The organism is Pseudonocardia alaniniphila (assembly GCF_022524485.1).
GTDB lineage: Bacteria > Actinomycetota > Actinomycetes > Mycobacteriales > Pseudonocardiaceae > Pseudonocardia > Pseudonocardia alaniniphila.
In genome coordinates, this window is record NZ_JAKXMK010000007.1 from 242,798 (window position 1) to 268,631 (window position 25,834).

The following is a 25,834-nucleotide window of genomic DNA, read 5'->3' on the forward strand; positions in this document are numbered from 1 at the left end:
AGGATGGAGCGGTGAGGACGCCGCAGGCCGACATGGAGCGGCCGCTCGTGCCGCTGTGGCGCGGCCTACTGGCGTACCGGGTGCTGGCGCTGCTGAGCGCGTCGGGTGTCGTCCTCTACACGCTGCCCGAGTTCGCCTCGCCCGTGGGCGCGGTGGTGGTGCTCGTCGTGATGGCGGCCTGGACGGCGATCAGCGGCTACGCCTACGCCGGCGACGGCCTGCCGGGGGTTCTGAGGGACCGGCCGGGCCGGGTCGCGATCAGCGACGTCGTCGTCACGGTTGCCGTCATGGCGACCACTCCGATCGTGCAGACACCTGCGCAGTTCGCCGCGGACGCGCCTGTGATGGGCTCGATCTGGACGCCGGGCGCCGTACTCGCCTGTGCGTTGGCCTACGGGATTCGCGGTGGGCTGGCCGGTGCAGTGGTGGTGTCGGCGGCGCTGCTCGCCTTCCAGGCCCACTGGCGCGACGAGCTGAGCGACGTTCAGCTGCTCGTCCTCGCCGGGGTGGTGATCGGCTTCGCGTCCACGGTGCTGCGCCGGTCCGCCGAGCGGCTCCGGCTCGCGATCGCTTCCGAAGCGGCGATGGCCGAGCGTGAGCGGCTGGCCCGTGCGGTGCACGACGGCGTGCTGCAGGTGCTGGGGTTCGTGCGGCGCCGCGGCGCCGAGCTGGGCGGGGCCGCCGGGGAGCTGGGCGTGCTCGCCGGGAAGCAGGAGTTCGCGCTGCGGACGTTGCTGACCACCGGCGCGGCGCCCGTCGACGCCAACGGCCGCCGCGATCTCGCGGCCGCGCTGCGGATGCTCGGCTCCGAGCACGTCTCCGTGTCGACGCCGGCGCAGCCCGTCGAGCTTGCCGCGCACGTCGTCGACGAGCTGGTGGCGGTGGCGGCCGCCGCGCTGGCGAACGTCGCGGTGCACGTCGGCCCCGATGCGCCGGCGTGGGTGCTGCTCGATGACACCGGGGACGGCGTGGAGATCAGCGTGCGCGACGAGGGACCGGGCATTCCCGACGGCAGGCTGGAGGCGGCGGAGGCCGAGGGACGGATCGGTGTGGCCCGCTCGATGCGCGGCCGGGTGATCGACCTGGGTGGCACGATCTCCTGCGACACCGGGCCGGGCCGGGGCACGGACTGGACGATCAGGTTTCCGAAGCGGGAGATGCCGGCATGACGGAGCTCGAGACGATCACCGTGATGGTGGTTGACGACCACCCGATCTGGCGCGAGGGCGTGGCCAGGGACCTGACCGAACGCGGCCTGACGGTCGTCGCCACCGCGGCCGACGCGGATGCCGCCGTGCGGATCGCCGTCGCGGCCCGCCCACGCGTGGTGCTGATGGATCTCAACCTCGACGGCACGTCAGGTGTCCGGGCGATCGAGGGGATCCTGCAGAAGCTGCCCGAGACCCGGATCCTCGTGCTCTCGGCGAGCGGCGAGCACACCGACGTGCTGGAAGCGGTGAAGGCCGGGGCCACCGGATACCTCCTGAAGTCGGCCGGCGCCGATGAGCTGCTCGCGGCGGTGCAGCGCACGGCCGATGGCTTCCCGGTGTTCACCCCCGGGCTGGCCGGGCTGGTCCTCGGGGAGTACCGGCGGCTCGCGGGTGAGCCGGACGGCCCCGCTGTTCCTGCGCTCACCGAGCGCGAGACCGAGGTGCTGCGCCTGGTGGCGAAGGGCCTCACGGCGCGGCAGATCGGCGAGCGTCTCGTGCTGTCGCACCGCACGATCGAGAGCCACGTGCAGAGCACGCTGCGCAAGCTGCAGATGCACAATCGGGCCCAGCTCGTGCGTTACGCCATTGAGCGAGGATTGGCCGGGGACTGATCACCCGGTGTGGTTGTCGTGTGGCGAACGGGTGATCATTTCTGAACGGATTCCGCGTGGCGTAGCTCCTTGGGAGGATCCGCGACATGTTCGCGGGCGCGCCGCTGGGGCGGGTGACAGGCTCGACGGTGGGCACGGGGCCCGCGATCACCGCCGTGCTCGTCGGTGAACCCGCCGTAGGCGCGTACTCCGCGCACGAGTTGGGCCGTTGCGGCGTCGAACTGCTGCGCGCGGTCGCCATCCGGGGCGCCCTGCAGGTGGTGTTCGAGCTGCGCCCGCGGGTGGTCGTGGTCGATCTCGCCGACGGCCCCACCGCGCTGGCGGTGATCGGGTCGATCGCCGCGGCGGTCCCCCAGACCCCGGTGCTCACCCTCAGCGCTGCTCCCGACCATGCCACCGTGCTCGCCGCGGTGCGGGCCGGTGCCACGAGCCATCTCGTCGCGCCTGCCACCGCGGAGGAACTGGCCGACGCCCTGCGGCGCACCGCAACCGGGCACGCCGTGTTCAGCCCCGGACTCGCCGACGTCGTGCTGGAGGAGTTCGGCCGGCCTGCCGATCTCCTGGAGGGCTCGCGGCGGCTCACCGAGCGGGAGGCCGATGTGTTGCGCCTGGTGGTCGACGGCCTCACCGCACGCCAGATCGCCGCCCGGCTGGTCCTCTCGCCGCGCACGGTGGAGAACCACGTGCAGAACGTCCTGCGCAAACTGCGGTTGCGCAGCCGCGCCGCGCTGGTGCGCTACGCCATCGAGAACGGCCTGGCCTGACGCCTTCAGCCCAGGCGCAGCAGGCGGGTCAGGATCTCGGTCAGCACGGCGTCGACGTCGGCGCCGACGGCCACGAGCACCGATGGGGCATCGTCGTCCGCGAACGCCACCGTGGCACCGCGGGCCGGGCCGAGGTCGCATGCCACTTGGATCGGCATCGGCGTGGTTTCCAGTACGCCGGGCGTCACCGCCTCCAGCACGGCCACCGCGTCGTGCACCGCGACGGCGTCGATGCCGTAGCGGGCGAGGTAGGCCGCGCGGTAGTGGGTGATCACCTCGGCCAGCGCGCCACACCGCCGGCCGCCGGACGCCAGGGTCTCGATCCAGGCCGGACCCGCCGGACAACGCAAGGTCATGTCGAGCGGCACCATCGTGACCGGGACGGCGGGCTGGGTGAGCACCCGGTGGGCGGCCTCCGGGTCCGAGTGGATGTTGAACTCCGCGACGCCGCTGACGTTGCCCTCTCCCAGCGCGCCGCCCATCACGATGATCCGACCGATCCGGGGTGCCAGCTCCGGGTGCACCGCGAGCAGCAGAGCGATGTTGGTGAGCGGCCCGATCCCCGCGATCGTCACCGGCTCGCTCGCCGCGCTCAGCACGGCGGCCATCAACCCGACGGCGCCGCGTGCGTCGGGCGCGGCGGCCGGGGCGGGCAGCATCTCGGCCCGCCCGCCGAGCCCGTCGCCCCCGTGCCAGGCCTCGGCGCGCTTGCGCTGCGGGTGAACGATCGGACGGGTGGCACCCCGGCCGATCGGCACGTCGGAGCGGTCGCACAGCGCGAGCAGACGCCCGGCGTTCTCTGTGGTCCGCGGCTGCGGGACATTGCCGAACACCGTGGTCACGGCCCGCAGTTCGATCTCCGGTGAGGCCAGCGCCAGCATGATCGCGACGGCGTCGTCCACGCCGGGGTCGGTGTCGATGATGAGTGGGATGGGCCGGGTCGGCGCGCTCATAGGACGGCCTCCAGTTCTGCGGCGGTGGGCAGCGACGGCTGCGGCACGCGGCGCAGGTCACCGGCGGCAGGCGACTCCCCGGGGGCGGGCGGGGGCTGCACGCTGGCCACGAGGTCGACAGCGATCCGGGGCACTCCGCGGACGATGGCCGACGGTGCGGGCCTGCGCAAGGCTCTCACCCGCTGATCAGCGGGTCGGGTCGGGAAAGTGCGCTCACAGGACGGCCTCCAGTTCCGCGGCGGTGGGCAGCGACGGCTGGGCCCCGGCCTTGGTCACGGCCAGCGCACCGGCGGCGCACGCCCTCCGCATCGCGTCGGGGTCGGACGCGCCGTCGAGCAGGGCCACCGTGAGCGCGGCCGTGAAGGCGTCACCCGCCGCGGTGCCGTCGACGACGTCCACCGGTGGGGGCTGTGCGGCGGCCACCTCCCGGCCGTCCCGGCGCAACACCGCGCCCTTGGCGCCTGCGGTGACGGCGACGGCCCTGGCCGCGTCGAGCCCCTCGATCGCGGCGTACTCCGCGGTGTTGACGACCACGAGGTCGATCCGGCGGAGCAGCTCGGACGGGAGCGCCCGCGCGGGAGCGGCGTTGAGCACGACGAGCCCGGTCGCGTGCTGCACGGCGGCCGCCACCGCGGTGTCGGGGATCTCCAGCACGGTGAGCACCGCATCCGCGCCGCGGACGTCGTCCGGGCTCACGTCGAGGGTGGCGTTCGCGCCCGCTGCGACGACGATCGTGGTCTCGCCGGAGTCGTCCACGGTGATCAGCGCATGGCCCGTGGGGTGTCCGTGCTCGCGGCGCAGCCCGTCGAGCCGTACTCCGTCGTGCTGGAGCAGGGCGAGGGCCTCGTCGCAGGCGGCGTCGTCACCGACTGCGGCCACCAGCGTCACGTCGGCGCCCAGGCGGCGGGCCGCGAGGGCCTGGTTCGCGCCCTTCCCGCCCGGCACCCGGCGCAGGTCACCCGCGGCCAGCGTCTCCCCGGGAGCGGGCAGCCGGGGCACGCGGGCCACGAGATCGAGGTTGACACTGCCGACGACCGCGATCCGGGGCACCCCGCGGACGATGGTCGATCACACAGGCCTGCGCAAGCACCTCACTCCGACCGCGTCGGTTCGCTCTCGTCGCTCGAATCGAGATCGTGGCGGGCGCGCTCGGTGGTGCTCCCGCCACCCCCGCTGGATCGGTCGGGCGTGGTCGGGTCGGCGTCGGGATCGGCGGCGCGATACGCGCGCTCGTCCTGCGGGCCGGCAGCCGTGGGGTTGTCGACCCGCCGCGAGACGACCCGGTCCTCCTCGGTGGCGCTCGGCGGCTCGGGTCCGCCGATGCGCGAGCTCTCGGTGGTCACCGCCGCGACTACCCGGGCGGCAGCGGAGGGGAAACACGCCGGTCCTATCGTCGGGTCATGACCAGCATGTGGGGGGCGCCCATGCGTGATCGCTGGGGGCGGGCATCGAGGCGCGACCCGCGGCAGGCCAGGTTCCTCACGCTCGCCTCGCTGCGCTGGGTGATCCGTAACCGCGCCTACACGCCCTGGTACCTGGTCCGGTACTGGAGACTTCTGCGGTTCCGCTTGGCGAACCCACACGTGATCTTGCGCGGAATGGTGTTCCTCGGCAAACGCGTCGAGCTGCATGCGCGGCCGGGTTACGGCCGGCTCGAGATCGGCCGCTGGGTGCACATAGGCGATGGCAACTCGCTGCGCTGCCACGAAGGATCGCTGCGGATCGGCGACAAGGTCGTTCTCGGCAAGGACAACACCATCAACTGCTATCTCGATGTCGAGGTCGGCGCATCCACGATCGTGGCGGACTGGGTGTACGTCACGGACTTCGACCATCGCACCGAGGACGTGCACGTTCCCATCAAGGACCAGGGCATCGTGAAGACACCGGTTCGCATCGGGCCCGATTGCTGGGTCGGGGTGAAAGTGTCAATCCTGCGTGGCACGAGGGTGGGGCGGGGTTCGGTGCTCGGCGCGCACGCCGTGGTACGTGGCGACATCCCCGAGTACTCGGTGGCAGTTGGCGCGCCGGCGAGAGTTGTGCGCAACCGCCTGGCCGACTACGAGGCGGGCGCCGACCGCCGCGCTGCTCTCGCCGACATCGCACGCAAGACGGAGGCCGCTGTACACGAGCGTGTCGCGCAAAGTTCCAGTAGTGCGGTCGTCAAGAAGGGTTAACAAAATCTGAATCGATGTGAGCTGCGGCAACTATGGTAACGGATGCGGCCCGTCCTGCGTTGGAATAGACGTCGGAGAAACCCCGAAGCCCAGGAACAGGTGCCCCATGAAGGACGACACCGTCCGCCGCCTCAATGCTCTCGACCAGGAGTACACCGCGGCCGTCAACTCTGCCGTGGCGGAGGACCGCGACGACCTCATCCAGCAGCTCATCGCCGAGTACCCCGACGCGGCTCTGGAGATCATGAACGACGAGGCGGCCTGATCACCGCCACGGGCGCGCTGCGTCCGAAGACGTTGCCAGTAGGAATCTTCGGCCGACCCAGCTGGGTCGGCCCCTCTACGGGTGCTGCCGCGTACACCGCAGCGGTACCTGCGGCGATACGGGCCCAGTCGAAGTCGACGGCGAGCCGTGCCCGTGCCGTGTCAGCGCGCCGTGCCGCGGCCTCCGGGTCGTCGAGCACGGCGCCGACCGCGCCTGCGAGCGCCGTGACGTCCCCCGGCGCGAACGACAGCCCGGTCTTCCCGTCGACCACCACCTCGCCCAGGCCGCCCGCCGTCGATGCCACGAGTGGCGCTCCGGCCGCCGCCGTCTCCAGGGCCACGATCCCGAACGGCTCGTAGCGGCTCGGCAGCACCACCACGTCGACGGCCGCCAGCAAGGCCACCAGATCCTCGTCCGGCAGATGCCCGAGAAACTCGACGCTCCGTCGCACCCGGTGCGTCCGTGCCGTCCCCACGAGCATCTCCGTGGCGGTCCCTGTGCCCGCTATCAGCGCCTTCGTGCCCGCGTGCGCGCGACGGACCCTGGGCAGCGCCGCGATCAGGTCCTGCACGCCCTTCTCGTACTCCAAGCGTCCGAAGTAGAGGAGTAATGGTTCCCCGCCGCGTGCGAACCGCTGCCGGGCGGCCGCGACACGGGACTCGTCAGCGCGCCAGCGCCGGGGCGAAATGCCGTTGTGCAGCACGGCGATGCGGGTGGGATCCAGCTCGAACAGCTCGGCGGCTTCGTCGCGCATCGCCGTCGAACACGTGATCACGGTGTCCGCCCGGTTGGCGAGCCACCACTCCGTGGAGTGCACCTGGCGGCTCAGTGGCGAGGACAGCCATCCCGCGTACCGGCCCGCTTCGGTGGCGTGGATGGTGGCCACGAGCGGCACGCCGAACACGTCCGCCAGCGCGATGGCGGGGTGGGCTACGAGCCAGTCGTGGGCGTGGACGACGTCCGGGCGCCATCCCGTGATCCGGGTAAGTGCCGTGCGGAGCAGTGCGTGTCCCATCGCGAGCGTCCACGCCACCATGTCGCGTTCGAAGTCGAGGTGCGCCGGGTCCTCGGCGACGCGCAAGACCCGCACGCCCTCGACGACCTCGTCGACCGTCGGGTGCGTGCCGGCGTCGGTGCCGCTCGGCTGCCGGGACAGGACGACGACATCGTGGCCGGCTGCCGCCAGTTCCGTCGCGAGGGCGTGCACGTGCCGGCCCAGGCCTCCGACCACCACCGGCGGGTACTCCCACGAGACCATCAGCACCCGCACACGTCGGAACCTATCCCGCCGTGGGACCCGGCCCCGACGACGCCCCATCCCGTCGTGAGGTCAGGTGGTGGTCGAGGACACGGCTCAGCAGGTCGGTCAGCTGGGCCCGTTCGTGCTGTGAGAGCGGCGCCAGCAGCGCGTCCTGCACCCCGTCCAGCGTGGCGCCGAGGCGATGGAGGCGGTCGATCCCGGCGTCGGTGATCGTGATGATGTTGCGCCGCCGGTCGGCCGGATCGTGGGCACGTACCACCAGCTTCTGCTCGGCGAGCTCGGTGACCGCCTCTACGACGTAACTGCGGTCGATCCGGCAGCGCCGTCCCAGCTCCGCCTGGCTGGCGGGGCCGAACTCCTCGAGCGCGGCGAGAAGCGCGTAGTGGTAGCGGCGCCACTCGCCGGCATCGAACGCCTCTCCCAGTAGCCGGCCCGCGTGCGTCGCCAGGTGCGTGATGAGCCACGTGGGCTTGGAGCGCAGGCGGGTGGGAGTCCGGCGGTCCGCTGGGTTGTCCACGCAACGAGGCTACAACTGTTGGTCCAGCCCACAATCTCCGCTACTGTTGGCCGCATCAACGTTGGCCGAGCCAACATTCTTGTGTGGAGGAGCCCATGCTCAGCCCGTACCGCATCGAGATCCCCCAGAGCACCCTCGACGACCTTGCCGACCGCTTGGCGCGCACCCGCTGGCCCGACGAACCGCCCGCCGCCGGGTGGGACTTCGGCATCCCGCTGACCCGGGTGCAGGAGCTCGCCGAGCACTGGCAGAAGGCCTACGACTGGCGCGAGCACGAGGCCGAGCTGAATAAGTACCCGCAGTTCGTCACGGAGATCGACGGGCAGCGCATCCATCTCCTGCACGTACGGTGCGCCGACCCGGACGCGCTGCCGCTCGTCCTCACGCACGGCTGGCCCGGATCGATCGTCGAGTTCCTCGACGTCGTCGAACCGCTCTCGCGCGATTTCCACCTCGTGATCCCCTCGATTCCCGGGTTCGGCTTCTCCGGCCCCACTCGGGAGCGGGGCTGGGACGTGCAGCGGGTTGCCCGGGCCTGGGCCGAGTTGATGCGCAGGCTGGGCTACGACCGTTACGGCGCCCAGGGCGGCGACTGGGGGTCGGCGATCTCCCGCGCCCTTGCCGCCGTCGCGCCCGATCACGTCGTCGGTGTGCACCTGAACTACCTGCCGACCCCACCGCCGCCCGAGGGCGAGGAGGACGGCCTCTCCGAGTCGGATCTCGAGCGTCTCGCGCGTACCAGGCGCTACCTCGCCCACCAGCCCGGGGTCCGCGTGCTGAACGCCACCCGGCCACAGTCGGTGGCGTACGCGTTGACGGACTCACCGGTCGGGCAGCTGGCCTGGCTCGCCGACGTGTTCGCCGAGTGGGGCGATCCGAGTGGGGCGGTTCCGGTAGACCGCCTGCTCACCAACGTCATGCTGTACTGGCTCACCGGCACCGCCGGTTCGTCGGCGCGGCTGAATCGGGAGAGCCCACTCGGCCCGCTGCCCTGTCCGGCGCCGGTGGGCGTCGCCGTCTTCGCCCACGACATCACCCTGCCGATCAGGTCCCTGGCGGAGCGCGCCTACAAGATCACGCACTGGTCGGAGTTCGACCGGGGCGGCCACTTCGCGGCGCTGGAAGCTCCGGCCCTGTTTGCAGAAGACGTCCGCGCCTTCTTCCGCGACATGGACACGCATCGCTGATCCGCGGGCGGTCGAACAGCGTCAGGTGTCCATGTCGCGCTAGAGGGTGCGGGCGTCGACGTGGCCGAAGGGGGCAGGTGGCCAGGACGTCATCCTGTGCACGGCCTGTGACCGGCGGTCGCTCGTCAGCCGGCCGGCTATCTCCTCCACGCGGTCGGCATGTCCGAACGCGCGCTCCCGCGCGTAGCCCGCGGCGGAGTCCTTGCTGACCATGAAGGCCCAATCGCTGGACAGCGCGAGGAGGGCCTCCTGCGCGAGGCGGTCGCGCAGGAGGTCTCGTGTCCGCGCCGGCGCGACCGCGCCGAGCAGGGCCTTCTGCACGCGCTCGTTGAGCGCCACCAGGTCCGCCACCGGTTCCCCTGCCCACACCCGCCAGTCCTTGCCCGACCCCCACGACGACGGTGGCAGCTCGACAGGTTCACCGATCAGCCCCGCCGCAACGGCCCCGCGCAGCGTCGTCACGCGGACGCCGGCGTCGGGCAGCGCGCGCAGCACCGCCTCCAGCCAGGCCGGTCCCTCGTGCCACCAGTGCCCGAAGAGCTCCGTGTCGAAGGCGGCCACGGTCAGCGCGGGCCGCCCCAGCTGTTCGCGCAGGCCGAGAAGCCGTTCTCGGACGACCGACACGAAGTCGGCGGCATCCCGCGCCACAGCGGCCGTGGCCCGCTCGGGGTCGTAGGGGTGCTTCTTCTCGGGCGGCACCGACCGCCCCGTGACGCGCGCGGGTTTCAGACCGGACGGGTGGTCGAACGTGTGGAAGTCGCGGTAATCGCGGTCGCCGGGATAGCCCGAGCGCGGCGACCAGACGCGGTAGGTGACCTCCAGGTCACGGCCGAACGCCAGCACGTCCGAGCTCCCGACCGGGCGGGCGAGCGCGGTCTCGCCGCGCAGCGCCGGCCCGTCGACGAGGAACCGTCGCACACCGGCCGAGGCGTACCCGTGCTCCATCCCCGGCGCGTAGCCGCACTCGGGAGCCCAGATGCCCGCCGGACGCGTGCCGAGCCGGATGGTCGCGTCGGTGAGTCCCGTCTCGAGCGCGAACGTCCGGACCTCGGGCAGCAGCATCGGCGCGAACGGATGCGTCGCGGGCCCGCCGAGCAGCTCCAGAGCGCCCGCGCCGGCGAGGCGGCGCAGCACCGGCGACGCCCCGTGGCGCCACCGGGACTCGAACAGTCCCAGTGCGGCGGTCGCGGCGCGATGCTCGTACGTGGCGAGGTCCGGCAGTCGCGGGGCGGCGCCGTGGGCACGCAGCAGCCAGCCGCCGAGCCACTCGTGCATGCCCCGCAGGCAGTGCGGGTCGTCCAGCTGCGCGGCGAGCACGGGCGTGACGCCGAGGGTCAGCAGGTCGCGGTGGCCCTCGGCGGCGAGCCGCTCGACGACGTCGAGCACCGGGAGGTAGGCGTGCGCCCAGGATTGGTAGAGCCATTCCTCCCCGACGGGCCAGCGTCCGTGGTGGGCGAGCCACGGCAGGTGGCTGTGCAGTACCAGGCAGAACGTGCCTGCGGGGTCGCTCACGGGCGCACGGCGAGGGCGAGGAGATCCAGGCTCGCGTCCAGGTTGCCCGCGGTGAGCTCGAAGTCGGCGCACGTCACGGAGGTGACGTCGCGCAGCAGCGCCGCAGGCCAGCCCTCGCCGGACAGTGTGACCTCCACCTGCGCGTCGACGATCGAGCCGCCGTGGCGCGCGTCGATCTCACGCAGCCGTGCCCCGTGGTGCAGCCCGAGGATCTCGACGTCGGCGAACCCGGCGTCGCCGACCAGCAATGCCAGCTCGGCCCCGGACAGCTCACGGGTGTGGAACGGGTTCAGCGGGGTGTCGCGCCCGGGCGAGAACGTAAGCCGGTTGGGAGTGGACAGCGCCACCGTGCCGCCCGGGCGCACCACGCGGAAGCACTCGCGCAGGAACCGCTCCTGCTCCCAGAGGTGCTCGATCACCTGCAGGGACACGAGCGCGTCGCAGGCCTCGTCACGCACCGGGAGTGCCACGAGGTTGGCGCGCGCGGCGGCGACGTGCGGGTAGCGCCGGGCCACGTGCGCGACGGTGAGCGGGTCGTAGTCCACGGCCAGCACGGTGGGGGCGCTCCCGGCCAGCAGATCGGCGCCGTAACCCTCCCCGCATCCGGCCTCGAGCACGACGCCACCGGAGCAGCGGGTGCGCAGAGCCTTGTAGACCACCTCGTGCCGGCGGAACCAGTAGTTCTCCTCCGGGATGCCGGGCACGGTCCGCTCGCCGGTGAGGGGCAGCGCCTGAACGCCTATGTCGGTCATCGCGGGACGACCATGGACGAGCTGATCGCCTGCGCACCGGAGTGAGATCTCACGCGCGGACCGTCTCAGACGGCACGGGGGAGGTCCACGAGTGCCCTCGCGCAGTTCGGCGCACGGCCGGTGAACGTCGTCGAGCGAGCGCGCGTGGATCCGTCGGAGACGTAACGAGCGGCCGCCCGGAGCGATCGAGCAGGAGCAGCCCCCAGCGCAGGGGCGCGGCCAAGGGGGGCGGCACATGACGCAGGACGGGCCACCGCAGCAGCCGAACCTTCAGCGCCGGCTCCGGCGGCGCACGACATGGCCATGGGTGGTCGGTGCGGGTGTGCTCCTGCTCGGCGTGGTCATCGGTACCGGAGTGCGGATCTCGCCGCCGTCGACCAGCGCGTCGGTGCCGCCGCCTCCCCACCGCGCGGTCGACGCGCGGGAGTGGCAGGTCATCGCGAAGGACCCCGATGCCTACCAGGGCGAGCGCATCGTCGTGTACGGGCACGTGACCCAGATCGACCCCGCCGCGGGCGAATCCACCGTCCGTGCCAACGTCGACGGCGTCGGGCACGACGGCGAGGATCGCGCCTATCTGAAGTACACGACGATCACGATGCTCAGTGGGGACGCGAAAGCTCTCGACGGCGTCGTCAGCGGGGATCTGTTCACCGCGGAGGTCACCGTGCGCGGGTCGATGTCGTACGACACGCAGGTCGGGGGGAACGCGACGGTGCCCGTGCTCGCGATCGACTCCATCCACGTGACGGGCTAGCTCGGGTCACGTCTCCGGCACGCGGAAGAGCGTGAAGAACTGCTGTGCCGCGGCGAGGTCGCCGCCGGCCTCGAGGACGCCGGCTGCCGCGCCCGACGCGAGGGTCGCGTCGCTGAAGATGAGGTCCAACAGAACCGGCACGGGGCTCGGACGGTGGCGTCGACGGCTCCGGTGGCGCTGTGCCTGACGTCGACCGAGCCCGGATGTACCCGGGCGTCGAACGAGTCCGTGCCCACGAGCAGTCGGATCGCGATCGTCGGGGGTGGCATCCGCGGGGTGAGCCGCTTCCACCGGAGCCCGGTCAGCCGTGGGGCCTCGGGCGGGGAGCGGGGCTTCCCTTGACGGTGAGCACGCCGCCGACGTCGTGCGTGAGCCAGGCGAGGATCGTCGTGTCGTCGAGGGTGAGCGGGACTCGTGGACCCGACCAGCTCAACGTGGCCGTCGGCCGGTGGTCCAGCGCGTCTTGGAGCAGCGCGGCGAGCTCTGGGGTGGCCAGCACCGTCACCCCGTTGTGGCTGATGGGTCTGCCGCCGGGCAAGCCCTCGGCTGCGTCGGGCCCCGTGCTGAGTACGTAGCCGCAGCCCTGCCGGTCGTCGTAACCGGTCACGATCAAGGTCTTGCTCCCGTTACTCACTCGATGATGCCGGCCGCAAGGCGTGCGAGCCGGTCGGAGTCGGCGGCGAGCCGCTCGACGTTCGGGTCGTTCGCGGAGATGCCGTGCCGGACCGCGAGCCTGCGCACGTCGGGGTAGCCGATCTGGGTGAGTTGCTCGGCGTCGAGCCACACGATGAAGCGCATCGGCAGATCCAGCCCGATCGACGGCGCGGCGGTGAGAAGGGGAATCTCGGCCCCCGGGTTGCTCACGAACACCGCCGACGTCGGACGGATCGGAGGACCGGGGTCGGCCGAGCCTGCGGTCAGGTCGGCTACCGCGATCGAGCGGGTGGGCGCGCGGTCGGCGTTGCGGCGTAGTCGCTCGACGGTGGTGGGTACGTCGGCGCTGCCGTAGACGGTGACGAGGTAGTCGAAGGGGGTCACGCCGATCAGCGGGGAGCCGACCGGCACGGCGGAACCCGGCGCCGTGCCGGTGAGAACGGGCAGCGTGGCGTCACGCAGCGCGTCGCGCGGGGCGGCGGCTGCGATGCCCGACACGGCGGCGACGTAGTCGGCGCTGTTGACGGTGAGGCTCACCCAGCCTTCGGTCTCGCGCACGAGGTATCGCTGCGGCAGGTCGACGCCTGCCCGCTGGTCGACGCGCAACAGCGGCAACTGCCCTGCAGGCGACCCGCCGATGACGAGGGTGGAGGCCGGGATCGTGATACCGGCCTTCCGGGCCTCAGCTGCGTGGTCGATGACGGTGAGCACGGAACCGCCGCTGCTCGTGATCGCGTCCTGAACCCGTTGCGTGGTGGTGGCGACGTCGGTGCCGACCGTCAGCATGATCGTGCCCGACGGTTGGCCCGGCGCGGCGCGCGGTGCGAGCGCCGCCTCCCCGTTGCCGACGTTGCCGCATGCGGCAGCGACTACGGCGAGCATGACTGTGGCGCCCCACGTCCGGATGGTGTCGGATCTCCGGGTCTGGGGGGCTCGGACCAGCACGGACATGGGGCGGCTCCGCGAGTAGACGGCGTCCGACCCTATCCGCCTTCAGCCGCCTGTCCGGCGAATGAAATGGGCGCGCCGGTCAGCGGCGCCGCAGGCGCGCCAACAGGCCCCTCGCTCGCTGCTGATTGCGGGGATCGGCTGCCATCCGCCGGCCCTGTTCGGTGAGGCGTCGGCCCTGTGGGCTGGCAAGGAAGGTGCGAATGCGGTCGATGATGGGCATTCGGACCAATACCCGATCACGCGAGGGATCACACAGCCCGTCCGCCACCACGGTGAGAAGTTTCACCCGGGGTCGGTTTGCCGCTGGGGATACTCGCCGGTAACAATTGCCCGATCCGGCTGCCCCCGCGCCGAGCTGTGGTCAGTGGTGGCAGAGTCGGGGAGATTGGGCGCGGCGTGTGAGCGCCCCCGTGTGGCCCACCGCGGCTCGTCCGCACCGGCAGGAGGTCGAAGAGGTCTGATGAACATCGTCGTGCTGGTCAAGCAGGTGCCGGATACCTATTCGGAGCGCAAACTCAGCCCGTCGGACGGCACGTTGGACCGGGATGCCACCGATGCGGTGCTGGATGAGATCAATGAGCGTGCGGTCGAGGCGGCTTTGCAGTTGAAGGAGAGTCACGGCGGTGAGGTGACCGTGGTGACGATGGGTCCGGACCGTGCGACGGATGCGATCCGTAAGGCGTTGTCGATGGGTGCGGACAAGGCGGTGCACCTGTCGGATGAGGCGGTGCACGGGTCGTGTGCGGTGCAGACCGCGCGGGCGCTGGCGAAGGTGCTGGGCACGGTCGAGGGCGGGTTCGATCTGGTGGTGGCGGGTAACGAGGCCTCGGACGGGCGCAGCGCGGCGGTGCCGGCGATGGTCGCCGACGTGTTGGGGTTGCCGGCGCTGACCCACGCCCGCGAGATCACGGTGGACGGTGCGACGGTGCGGGTGCGGCGGGAGACCGACGACGGCGTGACGCACTTGAGCGCGGAGTTGCCGGCGGTGGTGAGTGTGAACGAGAAGATCAACGAGCCGCGGTATCCGTCGTTCAAGGGGATCATGGCGGCGAAGAAGAAGCCGGTGGCCACGCTGTCGTTGGCGGATGCGGGGATCGACCCGGCGGAGGTCGGGTTGGCCGGCGCGTTGTCCGCGGTGGTCTCGTCGCAGCCCAAGCCGCCCAAGAGCGCGGGGGAGAAGATCGAGGACGAGGGCGACGGCGGCGCGAAGGTGGCGGCGTTCCTGGTCGCGCAGAAGCTCATCTGAGTATCGGTTCGACGGGTAGGGGAGAAGGCTCATGGCTGAGGTGCTGGTCCTCGTCGACCACCTCGAGGGTGAGATCAAGAAGGCGACGTTGGAGTTGTTGACCGCGGCCCGCGCGTTGGGGGAGCCCAGCGCGGTGGTGGTGGGTGCGGCGGGCACGGCGGCGAAGCTGGCCGGGGCGTTGAAGGAGCACGGCGCGGAGAAGATCTACGTCGCGGAGACCGACTCGGCGGAGTTCTTGACCGCGGAGGTGGGGGTGTTGGCGTCGCTGGTGGAGTCGAAGGACCCGGCGGCGGTGCTGATCTCGGTGTCGGCGGACGGGAAGGAGATCGCCGGGCGGGTCGCGGTGCGCACCGGGAGCGGTCTGCTGGGCGACGTCGTGGCGGTGTCCCCGGACGGGGTGACGCACTCGGTGTTCGGTGGGGCGTTCATCGCCGAGGCGAAGTCGAACACGGGGCATCCGGTGATCACGTTGCGGCCGGGTTCGGTGGAGGTCGAGCCGAGGGCGGGTGCCGGGGTGGAGGAGCAAGTCGCGGTGCCCGCCGCGGCGGGTCGGGTGGCCACGGTGACCAGCCGGGAGCCGATCACGGGTGGGGACCGCCCGGAGCTGACCGAGGCGTCGGTGGTGGTCTCCGGTGGCCGTGGTGTGGGGTCGGCGGATGACTTCGCCGTGGTCGAGGCGCTGGCCGACTCGCTGGGTGCGGCCGTCGGGGCGTCGCGGGCGGCGGTGGACTCGGGGTATTACCCGCATCAGTTCCAGGTGGGTCAGACCGGGAAGACGGTCTCGCCGCAGTTGTATATCGCGTTGGGGATCTCGGGTGCGATCCAGCACCGGGCGGGCATGCAGACCTCGAAGACGATCATCGCGGTCAACAAGGACGCGGAGGCGCCGATCTTCGAGATCGCCGACTTCGGGGTGGTGGGCGATCTGTTCAAGGTGGCACCCCAACTGACCGACGAGGTCACCAAGCGCAAGGGCTGAGCGCTCGGTCGGCCGACATCACGCCCCTGCCCCGGACGGTGAACTCCGTCCGGGGCAGGTCTGTGAGAACGCTGTGCTGTTCACCCGGTTGCCATCGGCGGTCGATACCCGCGGCGGTCGGCGTTAGCTCACGACCCGTACCAACTCCCGCGTGACCTCATCGCAGGTTCTGGCCCGGACTCCACAGGCCGCCAGTTCACGCTACTCGCTGCTGATCACCACCGACCCGGACGAGGTGCGCGAAGCCCAACGGCTCCGGCACCGCGTCTTCGCGGGCGAGCTCGGCGCCGTGCTCCACACCCCGGAGCCCGGGCTCGACATCGACCGCTACGACGAGTTCTGCGACCACCTCGTCGTGCGCGACGACATCACCGGCGAGATCGTCGGGACCTACCGGATGCTTCCGCCGGAGCGGGCAGCCGCTGCCGGCGGCCTCTACATGGAGTCCGAGTTCCGGATCGACGCCCTGGCGCCGCTGCGGTCGTCGCTCGTGGAGACAGGGCGTTCCTGCGTGCACCCCGACCACCGCGACGGAGCCGTCGTCGGACTCGTCTGGGCGGGCATCGCCCGGTACATGCTGCTCACCGGCCACCGCTGGCTGGGCGGTTGCGCGAGTGTCCCGCTGGGCGACGGTGGCGGGATCGCCGCGAGCGTCCGCGACCGGGTGCGCGCCCGCCACCTCTCCCCGCAGCCCTACAGCGTCGAGCCGCTGAACCCGTGGGACCCGGACGGGGCCGTCCGGTCGCAGCGGGCGCCGATGCCCCCGCTGCTGCGCGGCTACCTGCGCCTCGGCGCGTGGGTGTGCGGCGAGCCTGCGCACGACCCGGACTTCGACTGCGCCGACTTCATGGTGCTGCTCGGCATGGACCACGTGGACGACCGCTACCTGCGCTTCTTCCTAGGGGGCGGCGCGGAGTGACCGGCGTGATCACGGCGTCGGGGATGACGCCATCGACGGCTTCACCGGCGACTTCGTTGCCGTCTCCATTGGTGACGCCGGCGACGTCCGAGCCGCCGCACCCGGTGCATACGGCGAGCTGGGCGCCGTCGTCGCCGTGCGGGCCCGGTTGCCTGCAGGACGACGAGGCGGCCGTGTCGCAGGTCCGGGTGGTCGTGCGGCTGATCCGGCTGGTGGCAGTGCTCTGCGCGGCCGTGCTGGTCGGCGCCGTGCTGGCCGTGCCGGTGCTCGGTGGGCCTGCACGGGCCCGGTGGCTGAGCGCGTGCTGCCGGGCGGCGCTGACCGCCGTGGGGGTGCGGCTGCGGGTCAACGGCGGTCCCTACAGCGACGGCGCGGGCGTGCTCGTCGTCGCCAACCACATGTCGTGGATCGATGTGCTCGCGATGGCCGCGGTGGAGCCCGTGCGGATGCTCGCCAAGCACGAGGTGCGGGACTGGCCGGTTATCGGCCCTCTGGCGGCGCGCAGCGGAGCCCTCTTCGTCGACCGCGCGGGGCTTCGCGCGCTGCCCGCCACGGTCGACGCCACGGCGCAGGCGCTGCGCTCCGGCTCGGTCGTCGGGGTGTTCCCCGAGGGCACGACCTGGTGCGGGCAGGCGGCCGGGCCGTTCCGGCGGGCTGCGTTCCAGGCGGCCATCGACGCGGGGGCCCAGGTCCGGCCGGTGGCGTTCGAGCTGCGACGCCCGGACGGGACCCCGGATCGTTCGTCGGCGTTCGTCGGCGACCAGACGCTGTGGGACTCGCTGCACCGCGTGCTGCGCCTGCCTGCACTGATCTGCGAGCTGACGGTCCTTCCGGCGATCCCGGCCGGATCCGCGGCCGACCGGCGGGAGCTCGCCCGAATGGCGGCCGACGCCGTCGCGGCGGTCACCGGAGTGCCACACACGGCGCAGTGGCAGCAGCCGCTCGGCGGTGCCGCGGGGCCGGTGCGTGTCGAGGCCGCATAGCCCGAGGCCGCAGGCTGCGGACGGCGACTACCCTGGCGTGCGATCACCGAACGGGACGGGTCGCCGACCTGAAATGGCAGCGTAGAGCTCTGTGACACCACCACCGATCTACCTCGACCACGCCGCCACCACGCCGATGCTGGATGAGGCAGTGGTGGCGATGACGGATGCGCTGCGTCGCACCGGCAACGCCTCGTCCCTGCACACCGCAGGGCGGCGGGCCCGGCGCGACGTCGAGGAGGCGCGCGAACGGATCGGGGCCGCGGTGGGTGCGCGGCCCTCGGAGGTCGTGTTCACCACCGGTGGCACGGAGAGCGACAACATGGCGGTGAAGGGCCTCTACTGGTCGCGCCGCGCCGCCGACCCACAGCGCGTGCGGGTGCTCGTCTCGTCGATCGAGCACCACGCCGTGCTCGACTCGGCGCAGTGGCTCGCCGAGCACGAGGGCGCCGAGGTGGAGCTGCTCGAGGTCGACGAGGTCGGCCGCGTCCGTCCCGAGACGTTGCGCGCCGCTCTCGCCCATGAGCCGGAGCGGGTCGCGCTGGTCTCGGTCATGTGGGCCAACAACGAGGTCGGCACGGTCAACCCGATCCGCGAGCTGGCCGCCATCGCCCACGACTTCGGCATTCCGATGCACACCGACGCCGTGCAGGCCGTCGGCGTGCTGCCGGTGGACTTCGGCGCGTCCGGAGTGGATGCACTCAGCCTCACCGGGCACAAGCTGGGCGGCCCCATCGGGGCGGGCGTGCTGCTGCTCGGGCGGGAGGTGGCGCTCACCCCGATCCTGCACGGTGGTGGTCAGGAGCGCGACGTGCGGTCCGGCACCCTGGACACCCCCGCCGTGGTGGGTCTGGCCACGGCGGTCGAGCTGGCGGCCGGCGCGTCCGCCCGCCGGGCGGCCACCCTGGCCGGGCTGCGCGACGACCTCGTCGGCAAGATCCTCGCCACCGTCCCCGACGCCACCCTGAACGGCGACCCCGGCACGGGCGTGGTCGAGGGCGGCCCGTCGCGGCTGCCCGGCAACGCGCACCTGTCCTTCCCCGGATGCGAGGGCGACAGCCTGCTCATGCTGCTCGACGCCCAGGGCATCGAGTGCTCCACCGGGTCGGCATGCACAGCCGGGGTGGCGCAGCCCAGCCACGTGCTGCTCGCCATGGGGGCCGACGAGGCCGTCGCCCGTAGCTCGCTGCGGTTCTCCCTCGGGCACACCTCCACCCCATCCGACGTCGACGCCGTGGTCGCCGTGATCGGCGCCGTGGTCGAGCGGGCGCGACGCGCCGGGCAGCCGGCGGCCGGCATCCGATGAGAGTGCTGGCGGCGATGAGCGGCGGCGTCGACTCCGCCGTGGCGGCGGCACGGGCAGTCGACGCCGGGCACGACGTCGTCGGGGTACACCTGGCGCTGTCCGAGACCCCGGCCGCACTGCGTGCCGGCTCCCGAGGATGCTGCTCGCGCGAGGACGCCGCCGACGCCAGGCGAGCCGCGGACGTCCTCGACATCCCGTTCTACGTCTGGGACTTCGCCGCGCGCTTCACCGCCGACGTGGTCGACGACTTCGTGGCCGCCTACGCCGCGGGCCAGACCCCCAACCCGTGCCTGCGCTGCAACGAGAAGATCAAGTTCTCGGCGTTGCTCGACAAGGCGCTGGCGCTCGGCTTCGACGCCGTCTGCACCGGGCACTACGCCCGGCTCACGGCAGGGGAGCTGCGCCGGGCCGTGGACGCCGGCAAGGACCAGTCCTACGTGCTGGCGGTCCTGACCTCCCACCAGCTCGCGCACGCCATGTTCCCGATCGGCGACACCGAGAAGGCGGCGGTGCGCGCCGAGGCCGCCGAGCGTGGGCTGCGGGTGGCCGACAAGCCCGACAGCCACGACATCTGCTTCATCCCCTCCGGCGACACCCGCGCGTTCCTCGGCGCCCGCGTCGGCGCCCGGCCGGGCGCTGTGGTCGACCACACCACCGGCGAGGAGCTGGCCCGCCACGACGGCGTGCACGGCTTCACGGTCGGGCAGCGCAAGGGACTCGGCGTCCATGCTCCCGCCGTCGACGGCAGGCCGCGTTACGTGATCGGGATCGAGCCGGCCAGCGGCACCGTCCGCGTGGGTCCGGCCACCGCCCTCGATGTGCACACCATCGACGCGGCGCGTCCGGTGTGGAGCGCCGGGCGGGCGCCGGCCGACCGGTTCCCGTGCGTGGTCCAGGTGCGGGCCCATGGCGGTCTGGCCGAGGCCGTCGCCGTTCCGAGCGTCGACGGGCTGCGGGTCGAGCTCGACGAGCCACTGCGTGGTGTCGCTCCCGGCCAGGCCGTCGCCCTCTACCGGCCGGACGCCGGCGGCGATGTCGTGCTGGGCAGCGCCACGATCACCAGGGCGCACTGAGGCCGATCACCGGACCGCCCACCGAGTGGCGGTGTCGCCGTGGCAGGCCGCCAGGGGACGCTTCGCGCGCACGAGGAGGTGCGCGTGGTGTCCGAGACCACCGGGGCGGCGGCGCGGGACGTGGTGCGCAGCGCACCAGTGGTCATGCTCGGCCGCGGCGGCCTCGTCGCGTACGGGGTGGTGCACCTGCTGGTTGCCGCACTCGCCGTGCAGGTCGCGCTCGGTGATCGAGAACGAGTCGACAAGAAGGGCGCGCTGCAGACGATCGCCGAGCAGTGGCCAGGGGTGGCGCTGCTGTGGGTGATCACGGTCGGCCTGAGCGCGCTGGTGGTCTGGCAGCTCGCCGAGGCGGTGTGGGGGCACCGCGGGACACCGGTCGGGAACCGCGTGCTGCGAACCGCGGTCAATCTCGCCGAAGCCGCGCTGTTCGGCGTTCTCGCCTGGTCCGCTGCGTCCATCGCCGCGTCCGCAGGCGCGCCGTCGAAGCAGCCGTCGTTCGCCACGGTCGTGTTCGGGCTGCCCGGAGGCCCGTTCCTCGTGGGGCTCGCGGGCGTCGGGCTCGTCGTCGGGGGCGGCTACGCGGTGTACCGCGGGATCACGCATGCGTTCCTCCGTGAGCTCGACCTCGCCGGGGCCGGTCTGAACCGCTCGCAGCTGGTCACCCGGATCGGGCAGATCGGCTGGGCCGCGCTCGGCGTGGCCTACGGGATACCCGGGGTGCTCCTCGTCGTCGGCGCGGTGCGGTTCGACCCGGCACAGCCGACCGGCCTCGACGCCGGGTTGCAGGCCGTCGCAGGCCAGCCGTACGGGCCGGTGGTGCTCGTGGTGCTGGCTCTCGGGCTGGTCGCGTTCGGCGTCCACTGTTTCTTCGACGCCCGGTACCGGAAGGCATGAGCGCGCGCTCCGGGTGGTAGACACCGGCCGTGAGTACCGATGACGCGCTCGAGGCCGCGATCGCCGCAGCCGGCCTGGCCGGGGTCACCCCGGGCGAGACGGCCGCAGGCGGCGCCATCGTGATGCCCGGGCCGGTCGACGAGGACGAGCCCGCAGCACCGCCTCCGCGCTGGCCCGACGGCGCTGCCACCGGCGTCGGGTCGCTGCCCGGCAGCGATCCGCGCGAGGCCGCCGCCACCGTCGTGGGGGAGGTGCCGCTGTTGCCGCACCTGCCCGAGCTGCCGGCCCGCGGTGTGGGCGCCGACATGCTCGGGCGCACGGCGGGGATGCTCGTGGACATCGCCATCGAGGTCGTGCCGACCGGGTACCGGGTCACCGCCCGGCCCGGGAGGGACCACCGCCGGGCCGTCGACCTGATGCGCGTCGACCTCGACGCCTTCGAGGAGGCATGCGAGCCCGCCCGGCCCGACTGGGTGAAGGTGCAGGCGGCCGGGCCGTGGACGCTCGCGGCAGGTGTGGAGCTGCATTCGGGGCACCGCGTACTGACCGACCACGGTGCCGTACGCGAGTTCGCCGAGAGCCTGCTCGTGGGCTTGAGCACCCACGTCGCCGAGGTGGCCGCGCGCACCGGGGCCCAGGTGCTGGTGCAGCTCGACGAGCCGACGCTGCCGGCCGTGCTGGCCGGTTCGCTGCCCACGGCGTCGGGATACGGGACGGTTCGTGCGGTCGGGCGGAACGAGGTGCAGGACACACTGCGCGACCTCGTCTCCGGACTGGGCGTGCCGGTGATCGTGCACTGCTGTGCCGACCGCCCGCCGGTGCGGCTGCTCGCGGACATCGGGGCCGCCGGGATCGGTATCGACGCCACGCGCCCGGCGTTCTCCGGGGACACCGCCCTGCCTGCGGCGCTCGACGCTCTCGGCGAGGTCTGGGACGCCGGCACCCCGCTCATGCTGGGGCTGGTGCCGGCACTCGACCCGGGACGACCGGTCACGACACGGGAGCTCGCGCGCCCCGCGTTCGATCTCGCCGACAGGCTCGGCTTCGACCGCTCGCGCCTCGCGGCACTCGCCATCCCGACGCCGACATGTGGTCTCGCAGGCGCGACGCCGGCGTGGGGCCGCCGCGCCCTCACACTCGCCCGTGAGCTGGGTGACGTATTTCTCGATCCACCCGACGTGTCCTCCGCTACCGATCGCACGTAGCGTGCGACCTATGCACGGTGACCGTCTGCTCCTCGGCCCGGGACCATCCGCGCCGTACCCGGAGGCCGTCGAGGCCCTGACCCGTCCGGTGCTGGGCCATCTCGACCCCGAGTACCTCGGTGTGGTGCACGAGATCGGTGACCGGCTCCGCGAGGTCTTCCGCACCTCCAACCAGTTGACGCTTCCGGTCAGCGGCACCGGCTCCGCCGGCATGGAGGCCTGCCTGGCGTCGCTGCTGGAGCCGGGCGAGACCGTCATCGTCGGCGTCAACGGCTACTTCGGCGAACGGATCTGCGAGGTCGCCCACCGCGGGGGTGCCCGTGTGGTGCGGGTCGAGGCGCCGTGGGGCACCGCGCTCGACCCCGCCGACGTGCTCGCCGCGCAGCGGGCGCACCCGCAGGCCGCGCTGGTTGCCGTGGTCGCGGCGGAGACGTCCACCGGCGTGCGCAACGACATCGCCCCGCTCGGGCCCGAGCTCGCGCAGACCGACACCTTGCTGCTCATCGACGCTGTCACCGCGCTGGGCGGCACCCGCCTCGAGATCGACGAATGGCAGATCGACGCCTGCTACTCGGCCTCCCAGAAGTGCCTCGGCGCACCGCCCGGGCTCGCTCCGGTGACGCTCGGCCCGCGTGCCGTCGCGAAGATGCAGGCCCGCACCACGCCGATCCACTCGTTCTACCTCGACCTCGGCCTGCTCAACGAGTACTTCCTGGCCACGCCCCCGCGCTACCACCACACCGCGTCCTCCACGCTCGCGTACTCGCTGCACGCGGGGCTGGGGCGGCTGCTGGAGGAGGGCGTCGAAGCGGTCTGGGAGCGGCACGCGCGGGTCGGCGGGCTGCTGCAGTCGGCGCTGCCGGAGCTGGGTTTCACGGTGCTCGCCCCCGACGGTGCCCGGCTGCCGCAGCTCACCACCGCGCTCCTTCCCGAGGATCTCGACGACGCCCAGGCGCGCACACGGCTGCTCGCCGACTACGGGATCGAGGTCGGGGGTGGCCTCGGCGCATTCGCCGGGCGGGCGTGGCGGATCGGGCTGATGGGCCACGCCGCCACGGAGCGTTCCGTCGTGACGTTGCTCGGCGCGGTGCGGGAGCTCCTGAAGGCCTGACCTCCTGACCTGGGGCGTCACCGGCCGATACTGTCGGTCGGTCTCGGTAGCCTCACGGCGTGAGCCCAGAACCCGCCGCCCCTTCGGCCCCGTCCGCGGAGGTCCGCGAGCGTCACTCTCGGCTGGCGACCGAGATAGCCGACCACCAGTTCCGCTACTACGTGCTCGATGCGCCCGTGGTCTCCGACGGGCAGTTCGACGCGCTGTGGCGTGAGCTGGTGGAGCTGGAGGAACAGCACCCCGAGCTGGCCACGCCCGAGTCGCCCACGCAGAGGGTGGTCGGGCGGTTCTCCACCGACTTCACGGCCTACAACCATCTCGAGCGCATGCTCAGCCTGGACAACGCGTTCAGCCCCGACGAGCTGCGCAGCTGGGCCGAGCGGGTCGCGCGCGACGTCGGCGCGGAGCAGCTTCACTATCTCTGCGAGCTCAAGATCGACGGGCTGGCCGTCAACCTGCTCTACGAGAACGGCCGGCTCACCAGAGCGCTCACCCGCGGCGACGGCCGCACCGGTGAGGACATCACGCTCAACATGCGCACGCTCGAGGAGGTGCCCGACCGGCTCACGGGCACCCCGGAGTTCCCCGTGCCCGCGGTGGTGGAGGTGCGCGGCGAGGTCTACTTCCGGCTGGAGGATTTCCAGGCGCTCAACGCGGCGCTGGTGGAGGCGGGCAAGCCGCCGTTCGCCAACCCCCGCAACACCGCGGCCGGGTCGTTGCGGCAGAAGGACCCGAAGGTCACCGCGTCGCGCCACCTACGCCTGATCTGCCACGGCTTCGGCAAGCGCGAGGGCTTCGCACTCGAGCGCCAGTCGCAGGGCTACGACGCGCTGCGCGCCTGGGGGCTGCCCGTCTCGGAGCGCACCGTGGTGCTCGACAACGTCGGTGACGTCGTCGCCCACGTCGAGTACTGGGGCGAGCACCGCCACGACATCGAGCACGAGATCGACGGTGTGGTCGTCAAGGTCGACGAGGTGGCGCTGCAGCGGCGGCTCGGGTCCACCTCGCGGGCACCCCGCTGGGCCATCGCGTTCAAGTACCCACCCGAGGAGGCCACCACCAAGCTCCTCGACATCCAGGTCAACGTTGGGCGCACCGGCCGGGTCACGCCGTTCGCGCAGATGGAACCTGTGGTGATCGCCGGGTCCACGGTCTCGCTGGCCACGCTCCACAATGCCGATGAGGTGCGGCGCAAGGGCGTTCTGATCGGCGACCGCGTCGTCATCCGCAAGGCGGGCGACGTCATCCCCGAGGTGCTCGGCCCGGTCGTCGATCTGCGCGATGGTTCGGAGCGCGAGTTCGTCATGCCCACCCACTGCCCGGAGTGCGGCACGCGCCTGGTGCGGCAGAAGGCGGGCGACGTCGACCAGCGCTGCCCCAACGCCCGTTCCTGCCCCGCGCAGCTGCGTGAGCGGCTGTTCCACGTGGCCGGGCGGGGAGCGTTCGACATCGAGGGTCTGGGCTACGAGGCCGCCACCGCGCTGCTCGCCTCCGGTGTGGTGCAGGACGAGGGCGACGTCTTCACGCTCACCGAGCAGGACCTCCTGCGCGTCGACCTGTTCCGCACCAAGGCGGGGGAGCTGTCGGCCAACGGCCACAAGCTGCTGGCCAACCTGGAGGCGGCGAAGGACCGGCCGTTGTGGCGTGTGCTGGTCGGGCTGTCGATCCGCCACGTCGGGCCCACCGCGGCGCAGGCGCTGGCCCGGGAGTTCGCGTCGATGGATGCGATCGAGGCGGCGGCGGAGGCCGCGGCCCGCGACACCGCTGCTGCGGGAGTCGCGATCACGTCCGACGGTTCGCTCGACGACTCCGACGACTCCGACGATGCGGTTGCGCTCGCGGCGGTACCGGACGTCGACGGGGCGGTCGACAGCGGAGCGGTTGACGGAGCGGCGGCCACCCACGGCGAGGCCGTCGAGGACGCTGCCGATGGCGCGGCGGGCGACGGTGCCGCGAAGCCGGGCGTCGCAGAGGCAACCGAGGAGGACGTGCCGGAGCTCTCCGCCGAGGAGCGGGCCGCCGCCGCGCAGCGCGCGGCACGCGTGGCGGCGCGGGCGCAGGCGAAGGCCCTCACTGCGGCGTTGGCGCCGATCGCCGGGGTGGAAGGGGTCGGCCCCACCATCGCCGCGGCGGTGCGCGACTGGTTCACCGTCGACTGGCACCGGGAGGTCGTCGAGAAGTGGCGGGCCGCGGGCGTCCGGATGGTCGACGAGGTCGACGCGTCGGTGCCGCGCACGCTCGAAGGCCTCTCCATCGTCGTCACCGGCTCGATGGAGGGCTATTCGCGCGACGAGGCCAAGGAGGCGATCACCGCGCGCGGCGGGCGCGCGGCGGGCTCGGTCTCGAAGAAAACCGCGTTCGTGGTGGCGGGCGACGCCCCTGGCTCCAAATACGACAAGGCGTTGGAGATCGGAGTGCCGGTGCTCGACGAGGCCGGTTTCCGAGTGCTTCTGGAACGGGGTCCGGACGCGGCGAGGCAGATGGCGACAGTAGAGTCATAAGCCCCCGATCGTGTCAGGCGTGAGTCCGTATGATCGATGTGCCGA

Annotated in this window: 28 protein-coding genes; 17 read left to right on the forward strand and 11 right to left on the reverse strand. The window is 72.3% G+C overall.

All coding sequences use genetic code 11. The features are described from left to right. Positions 1-11: 11 nt before the first annotated feature. The 3 genes from macS to MMF94_RS09540 all read left to right on the forward strand — a co-directional run bounded on the left by macS (position 12) and on the right by MMF94_RS09540 (position 2,586). Positions 12-1,169 carry a MacS family sensor histidine kinase gene (gene macS / locus MMF94_RS09530; protein WP_338104181.1) on the forward strand — a complete coding sequence of 386 codons (1,158 nt, stop codon included), beginning with the start codon at positions 12-14 and terminating at the stop codon, positions 1,167-1,169. Then, positions 1,166-1,822, forward strand: coding sequence for a response regulator (locus tag MMF94_RS09535; RefSeq protein WP_241035944.1), 657 nt, complete (start codon positions 1,166-1,168; stop codon positions 1,820-1,822). The genes macS and MMF94_RS09535 overlap by 4 nt, the downstream gene beginning before the upstream one ends. An 86-nt stretch (positions 1,823-1,908) precedes the next feature. Then, positions 1,909-2,586 carry a response regulator transcription factor gene (locus tag MMF94_RS09540; RefSeq protein ID WP_241035945.1) on the forward strand — a complete coding sequence of 226 codons (678 nt, stop codon included), beginning with the start codon at positions 1,909-1,911 and terminating at the stop codon, positions 2,584-2,586. Positions 2,587-2,591: 5 nt separating this feature from the next. On the opposite strand, the gene MMF94_RS09545 is transcribed toward MMF94_RS09540, so the two are convergent. The 4 genes from MMF94_RS09545 to MMF94_RS09560 form a co-directional block, all read right to left on the reverse strand. Beyond that, positions 2,592-3,539 carry a nucleoside hydrolase gene (locus MMF94_RS09545; RefSeq protein WP_241035946.1) on the reverse strand — a complete coding sequence of 316 codons (948 nt, stop codon included), beginning with the start codon at positions 3,537-3,539 and terminating at the stop codon, positions 2,592-2,594. Next, complete coding sequence (locus MMF94_RS09550; protein ID WP_241035947.1) at positions 3,536-3,673, reverse strand: hypothetical protein; 138 nt, start codon at positions 3,671-3,673, stop codon at positions 3,536-3,538. Before MMF94_RS09550 ends, MMF94_RS09545 begins: the two co-directional genes overlap by 4 nt. Before the next feature lie 79 nt (positions 3,674-3,752). Beyond that, complete coding sequence (locus MMF94_RS09555; protein WP_241035948.1) at positions 3,753-4,589, reverse strand: ribokinase; 837 nt, start codon at positions 4,587-4,589, stop codon at positions 3,753-3,755. A 41-nt stretch (positions 4,590-4,630) separates the two neighbouring features. Continuing rightward, a complete protein-coding gene (locus MMF94_RS09560; protein ID WP_241035949.1) occupies positions 4,631-4,882 on the reverse strand; it encodes a hypothetical protein in 252 nt (83 codons plus the stop codon). A 57-nt stretch (positions 4,883-4,939) separates the two neighbouring features. Between MMF94_RS09560 and MMF94_RS09565 the strand changes: the two genes are divergently transcribed. Both MMF94_RS09565 and MMF94_RS09570 read left to right on the forward strand, forming a co-directional pair. Continuing rightward, a complete protein-coding gene (locus tag MMF94_RS09565) occupies positions 4,940-5,716 on the forward strand; it encodes an acyltransferase (protein WP_241035950.1) in 777 nt (258 codons plus the stop codon). A gap of 106 nt (positions 5,717-5,822) precedes the next feature. Next, on the forward strand, positions 5,823-5,981 hold the full coding sequence (locus tag MMF94_RS09570) for a hypothetical protein (protein ID WP_241035951.1): 159 nt from the start codon (positions 5,823-5,825) through the stop codon (positions 5,979-5,981). Here the strand turns inward: MMF94_RS09570 and MMF94_RS09575 are convergent. Further along, the gene (locus tag MMF94_RS09575; protein ID WP_241035952.1) at positions 5,959-7,251 is read right to left on the reverse strand and encodes a glycosyltransferase family 4 protein; all 1,293 of its coding nucleotides are present in this window, start codon (positions 7,249-7,251) and stop codon (positions 5,959-5,961) included. The genes MMF94_RS09570 and MMF94_RS09575 overlap by 23 nt on opposite strands. 10 nt (positions 7,252-7,261) lie before the next feature. Beyond that, complete coding sequence (locus tag MMF94_RS09580; protein ID WP_241035953.1) at positions 7,262-7,759, reverse strand: MarR family winged helix-turn-helix transcriptional regulator; 498 nt, start codon at positions 7,757-7,759, stop codon at positions 7,262-7,264. Between the two features lie 95 nt (positions 7,760-7,854). On the opposite strand from MMF94_RS09580, the gene MMF94_RS09585 reads away from it, so the two are divergent. Beyond that, positions 7,855-8,946 (forward strand): epoxide hydrolase family protein, encoded by a 1,092-nt coding sequence (locus tag MMF94_RS09585; RefSeq protein ID WP_241036035.1) that lies wholly within the window; start codon positions 7,855-7,857, stop codon positions 8,944-8,946. Positions 8,947-8,985: 39 nt separating this feature from the next. On the opposite strand, the gene MMF94_RS09590 is transcribed toward MMF94_RS09585, so the two are convergent. Next, a complete protein-coding gene (locus tag MMF94_RS09590; RefSeq protein ID WP_241035954.1) occupies positions 8,986-10,458 on the reverse strand; it encodes a 1,4-alpha-glucan branching protein domain-containing protein in 1,473 nt (490 codons plus the stop codon). Then, the gene (locus tag MMF94_RS09595; protein WP_241035955.1) at positions 10,455-11,210 is read right to left on the reverse strand and encodes a class I SAM-dependent methyltransferase; all 756 of its coding nucleotides are present in this window, start codon (positions 11,208-11,210) and stop codon (positions 10,455-10,457) included. Before MMF94_RS09595 ends, MMF94_RS09590 begins: the two co-directional genes overlap by 4 nt. Positions 11,211-11,445: 235 nt before the next feature. Here MMF94_RS09595 and MMF94_RS09600 point away from each other — a divergent pair, with 235 nt between their 5' ends. Further along, the gene (locus MMF94_RS09600) at positions 11,446-11,967 is read left to right on the forward strand and encodes a hypothetical protein (RefSeq protein ID WP_241035956.1); all 522 of its coding nucleotides are present in this window, start codon (positions 11,446-11,448) and stop codon (positions 11,965-11,967) included. 6 nt (positions 11,968-11,973) lie between these two features. On the opposite strand, the gene MMF94_RS43300 is transcribed toward MMF94_RS09600, so the two are convergent. The 3 genes from MMF94_RS43300 to MMF94_RS09610 form a co-directional block, all read right to left on the reverse strand. Further along, positions 11,974-12,108 carry a hypothetical protein gene (locus MMF94_RS43300; RefSeq protein WP_277398683.1) on the reverse strand — a complete coding sequence of 45 codons (135 nt, stop codon included), beginning with the start codon at positions 12,106-12,108 and terminating at the stop codon, positions 11,974-11,976. Positions 12,109-12,268: 160 nt separating this feature from the next. Next, positions 12,269-12,601 (reverse strand): 4a-hydroxytetrahydrobiopterin dehydratase family protein, encoded by a 333-nt coding sequence (locus tag MMF94_RS09605; RefSeq protein ID WP_241035957.1) that lies wholly within the window; start codon positions 12,599-12,601, stop codon positions 12,269-12,271. Beyond that, positions 12,598-13,572, reverse strand: coding sequence for a DUF302 domain-containing protein (locus MMF94_RS09610; RefSeq protein ID WP_241035958.1), 975 nt, complete (start codon positions 13,570-13,572; stop codon positions 12,598-12,600). The genes MMF94_RS09605 and MMF94_RS09610 overlap by 4 nt, the downstream gene beginning before the upstream one ends. A 457-nt stretch (positions 13,573-14,029) precedes the next feature. On the opposite strand from MMF94_RS09610, the gene MMF94_RS09615 reads away from it, so the two are divergent. The 10 genes from MMF94_RS09615 to ligA all read left to right on the forward strand — a co-directional run bounded on the left by MMF94_RS09615 (position 14,030) and on the right by ligA (position 25,789). Next, entirely contained in the window at positions 14,030-14,818 is a 789-nt protein-coding gene (locus MMF94_RS09615) for an electron transfer flavoprotein subunit beta/FixA family protein (RefSeq protein ID WP_241036036.1), read from the forward strand. A gap of 31 nt (positions 14,819-14,849) precedes the next feature. Next, positions 14,850-15,797: an electron transfer flavoprotein subunit alpha/FixB family protein gene (locus tag MMF94_RS09620; RefSeq protein WP_241035959.1), complete on the forward strand. Its 948-nt coding sequence runs from the start codon at positions 14,850-14,852 to the stop codon at positions 15,795-15,797. A 151-nt stretch (positions 15,798-15,948) separates the two neighbouring features. Further along, positions 15,949-16,716 carry a GNAT family N-acetyltransferase gene (locus tag MMF94_RS09625; RefSeq protein WP_241035960.1) on the forward strand — a complete coding sequence of 256 codons (768 nt, stop codon included), beginning with the start codon at positions 15,949-15,951 and terminating at the stop codon, positions 16,714-16,716. A 71-nt stretch (positions 16,717-16,787) separates the two neighbouring features. Then, entirely contained in the window at positions 16,788-17,699 is a 912-nt protein-coding gene (locus MMF94_RS09630) for a lysophospholipid acyltransferase family protein (protein ID WP_241035961.1), read from the forward strand. Between the two features lie 91 nt (positions 17,700-17,790). Next, positions 17,791-19,005 (forward strand): cysteine desulfurase family protein, encoded by a 1,215-nt coding sequence (locus tag MMF94_RS09635; RefSeq protein WP_379660480.1) that lies wholly within the window; start codon positions 17,791-17,793, stop codon positions 19,003-19,005. Next, complete coding sequence (gene mnmA, locus MMF94_RS09640) at positions 19,002-20,078, forward strand: tRNA 2-thiouridine(34) synthase MnmA (RefSeq protein ID WP_241035962.1); 1,077 nt, start codon at positions 19,002-19,004, stop codon at positions 20,076-20,078. Before MMF94_RS09635 ends, mnmA begins: the two co-directional genes overlap by 4 nt. Before the next feature lie 84 nt (positions 20,079-20,162). Further along, positions 20,163-20,972, forward strand: coding sequence for a DUF1206 domain-containing protein (locus MMF94_RS09645; protein WP_241035963.1), 810 nt, complete (start codon positions 20,163-20,165; stop codon positions 20,970-20,972). A 122-nt stretch (positions 20,973-21,094) separates the two neighbouring features. Continuing rightward, positions 21,095-22,177: a uroporphyrinogen decarboxylase/cobalamine-independent methonine synthase family protein gene (locus MMF94_RS09650; RefSeq protein ID WP_241036038.1), complete on the forward strand. Its 1,083-nt coding sequence runs from the start codon at positions 21,095-21,097 to the stop codon at positions 22,175-22,177. A 10-nt stretch (positions 22,178-22,187) separates the two neighbouring features. Beyond that, positions 22,188-23,288 carry a pyridoxal-phosphate-dependent aminotransferase family protein gene (locus MMF94_RS09655; protein WP_241035964.1) on the forward strand — a complete coding sequence of 367 codons (1,101 nt, stop codon included), beginning with the start codon at positions 22,188-22,190 and terminating at the stop codon, positions 23,286-23,288. 59 nt (positions 23,289-23,347) lie between these two features. After that, positions 23,348-25,789 (forward strand): NAD-dependent DNA ligase LigA, encoded by a 2,442-nt coding sequence (gene ligA, locus MMF94_RS09660; protein ID WP_241035965.1) that lies wholly within the window; start codon positions 23,348-23,350, stop codon positions 25,787-25,789. Positions 25,790-25,834 lie beyond the last annotated feature (45 nt).

Excerpts from the sequence above, each read along its gene's own strand:
- MMF94_RS09600 (WP_241035956.1), top strand. The coding sequence starts at position 11,446 with ATGACGCAGGACGGGCCACCGCAGCAGCCGAACCTTCAGCGCCGGCTC.
- MMF94_RS09535 (WP_241035944.1), top strand. The coding sequence starts at position 1,166 with ATGACGGAGCTCGAGACGATCACCGTGATGGTGGTTGACGACCACCCG.
- MMF94_RS09565 (WP_241035950.1), top strand. The coding sequence starts at position 4,940 with ATGACCAGCATGTGGGGGGCGCCCATGCGTGATCGCTGGGGGCGGGCA.
- mnmA (WP_241035962.1), top strand. The coding sequence starts at position 19,002 with ATGAGAGTGCTGGCGGCGATGAGCGGCGGCGTCGACTCCGCCGTGGCG.
- MMF94_RS09540 (WP_241035945.1), top strand. The coding sequence starts at position 1,909 with ATGTTCGCGGGCGCGCCGCTGGGGCGGGTGACAGGCTCGACGGTGGGC.
- MMF94_RS09655 (WP_241035964.1), top strand. The coding sequence starts at position 22,188 with ATGCACGGTGACCGTCTGCTCCTCGGCCCGGGACCATCCGCGCCGTAC.
- MMF94_RS09650 (WP_241036038.1), top strand. The coding sequence starts at position 21,095 with ATGCCCGGGCCGGTCGACGAGGACGAGCCCGCAGCACCGCCTCCGCGC.
- MMF94_RS09585 (WP_241036035.1), top strand. The coding sequence starts at position 7,855 with ATGCTCAGCCCGTACCGCATCGAGATCCCCCAGAGCACCCTCGACGAC.
- MMF94_RS09620 (WP_241035959.1), top strand. The coding sequence starts at position 14,850 with ATGGCTGAGGTGCTGGTCCTCGTCGACCACCTCGAGGGTGAGATCAAG.
- MMF94_RS09545 (WP_241035946.1), bottom strand. The coding sequence starts at position 3,539 with ATGAGCGCGCCGACCCGGCCCATCCCACTCATCATCGACACCGACCCC.
- MMF94_RS09610 (WP_241035958.1), bottom strand. The coding sequence starts at position 13,572 with ATGTCCGTGCTGGTCCGAGCCCCCCAGACCCGGAGATCCGACACCATC.
- MMF94_RS09570 (WP_241035951.1), top strand. The coding sequence starts at position 5,823 with ATGAAGGACGACACCGTCCGCCGCCTCAATGCTCTCGACCAGGAGTAC.
- MMF94_RS09595 (WP_241035955.1), bottom strand. The coding sequence starts at position 11,210 with ATGACCGACATAGGCGTTCAGGCGCTGCCCCTCACCGGCGAGCGGACC.